Origin of the sequence: Streptococcus sp. 339 (genome assembly GCF_013277285.1) — a bacterium.
Lineage (GTDB): Bacteria > Bacillota > Bacilli > Lactobacillales > Streptococcaceae > Streptococcus > Streptococcus pseudopneumoniae.
The window spans coordinates 1-2,527 of record NZ_VMMR01000096.1 but is presented as its reverse complement, the minus strand read 5'-3'; the positions used below and the strand labels follow the sequence as shown (position 1 = coordinate 2,527).

The 2,527-nt window shown below is 39.9% G+C and carries 1 protein-coding gene; it reads left to right on the top strand.

What is annotated here, in order from left to right; translation table 11 throughout:
• Positions 1–46 precede the first annotated feature (46 nt).
• On the top strand, positions 47–2,527 hold a 2,481-nt coding region (locus tag HT736_RS10125; RefSeq protein ID WP_172931006.1), incomplete at its 3' end, for a cell wall-binding protein.

Here is a 2,527-nt window from a genome sequence, read left to right as displayed (position 1 = left end):
TCAGGTGATTCAGGTGATTAAAAATAATAATAAAGAGGTGACCTAAATGGGGAAGAAAAAGATGATTTTTGCTAGCCTAGCCAGTGCGGTAGTTTTAGGGGCTAGTCTTACTAGCGTTCAGCAATTGGCTGTAAAAGCTGATGAATCAAATACTACTAACACTAGCAAAGCATCCGAAAAATCTAAAAAGGATCTTGAAAAAGCGGAAGAAGCTAGAAAAGAAGCTGAAGCTAAAGTTGCTGAACTACAGAAAAAAGTAGAGGAAGCGAAAGCCAAAGCTGAAGAAGCTGCTAAGAAAGCGAAATCCGAAGCAGATGAGGCTAAAGGTGCAGATGAGGCAAAAGCAAAAGCTGAAAAAGCTAAACAGGCTGCTGATGCTGAGCTAGCTGCTGCTAAAAAGGAAGAAGCTGAAGCTAAAGAAGCAGTGATGAAGGCGTTGACAGAACTTGAAAAGGCTGCAGAAGATAAAATTAATGCTAACGATGAGATTAAGGACAAAGCAGCAGCTATTAAAAAAGCAAAAGAGAGAATCGGTAAAGAAGATTTACTGAAAGCGATTGAAAATGGTCAAATCAAGGCTAGTGATGTTGTGAAGGAATTGCCAACAAAGGAAGATGAAAATCCAGTTATTACTAGCAAAGACTCTTCTCTTCCTGAAGAGATAAAAGCTAAAATCAAAAAAGCCCAGGAGGCTGATGCCAAACGTCCACAATCCGAAAAACTGCAAGATAAGGCGGATCAATTGGGGGATGAAATTGACTCTCTAACCAAGCAAGCTAATAAGGCCAAAGCCGAAGCTGAGAAAAAAGCTGCAACTCTGGTAGAAGAAGAGAAAAAACTAGAAGAAGCGAAAGCAGCTCATGAAGCTGCACAAGCTGAATTTGAAAAGGCTTTAGCACTGGCTGAGTCTTATAAGGAAGATATTGATGCTCGTGTTGACGACTTCAATGACACTCTCAAAAAAGCAAAGGAAGCGAGAGACAAAGACCCAGAAGCGAAAGCGAAATATGACCTTGAAGATGTTTTGACGCAATTTGAGAAGGCTGCAGAAGATAAAATTAATGCTAACGACAAAATTAAGGACAAAGCAGCAGCTATTAAAAAAGCAAAAGAGGCAATCGGTAAGGAAGATTTACTAAAAGCGATTGAAAGTGGTGCGATTAAGGCTAGTCAAGTTTTGCAAGACTTGCCAACAGGAGATGAAAGTACTTCAACTACTACCGGTCAACTGTACAGTGAAATGAAGGAACTTCCAGATGAAATAAAAACAAAAATTAATGCAGCCGGAGAAGCAGACAAGAACCGTCCAGATTCAGAAAAACTGCAAGATAAGGCGGATCAATTGGAAGATGGAATTGACTCTCTAACTAATCAAGCAAATAAACTTAAAGCTGACTTTGAGAAGAAACTTAAAGAACTTGAAAAGAAAACAGAGGATTCAGAAGAATATAAAAAACTCAAAGCTGAGCTTGACAAAGACTATGAAGTTCTGGAATCTTATAAGTATGAGATTGATTCTCGTACCGAGGAATTCAACGAGACTCTTAAGAAGATAGAAGAAATGAAGAGTCCAGATGAGAAAAAAGAAGATAAAGCTAAAGCTGATCTTGAAGCAGCCTTGACAGAGCTTGAAAAGGAAGCGGAAGCTAAAATTAGGGAAGATAAGAGTATTACTGATAAGGAAGCGGCTATTCAAGCAGCTAAAGCGGCAATTGGTAAGGAAGATTTACTAGACGCAATTGAAAGTGGTGTTATCAAGGCTACCGATGTTTTGGATGAATTACCAACAGAGAATGCTAAACCTGCCTCTGAAAATAGCAATAAGTTTTATAATGAGAGGAATCTTCCTGAAGAGATAAAAATTCAAATTGAAAAAGCCAAAGCTGAGGATGCCAAACGTCCAGAGTCAGAAAAACTGCAAGACAAGGCGGATCAATTGGGAGATGAAATTGACTCTCTAACCAAGCAAGCTAACAAAGCCAAAGCCGACCTTGAGCAAAAAGCTAAAGCTCTGGAGGAACAACAAAGAAAACTCAAAGAAGCGGAAGAAGCTCGTGCAGCAGCAGAAGCTGAATTTAACCAGGCGGATGCCCTTGTTGGATCTTACGCAGAAGATATTAATTCTCGTGTTGATGACTTCAATAAGACCCTTGAAGAAGTAAAGGAAGCAAAAGCTAAGGAACCAGCTAAAACGGAAGAAGAAACTCCAGTTCAACCCCAAGAAGAAGCAGATGCTAGAATTGCGGAGTTAGAGCAAAAAGCAGCAGAATCTAAGAAAACAGCTGATGATGCGACTGCTAAGGCTGAAAAAGAAAATAATGAAGCAAGAGCAGCTGAAAATTCAAAAGCTGAAGCTGAACAAGCTCAAACAGCTGCTGAAGCTGAACTAGAGAAGGCTAAAGCTGAGGCTGAAAAAGCAAAAGCAAAAGTTGAAGAGCTTGAAAAAGCTGATCAGGAATCAGCTAAACCAGCAGAACCAGCAGAAGATTCAGCTAAACCAGCAGACGGTTCAATGGCAACTCCAGAG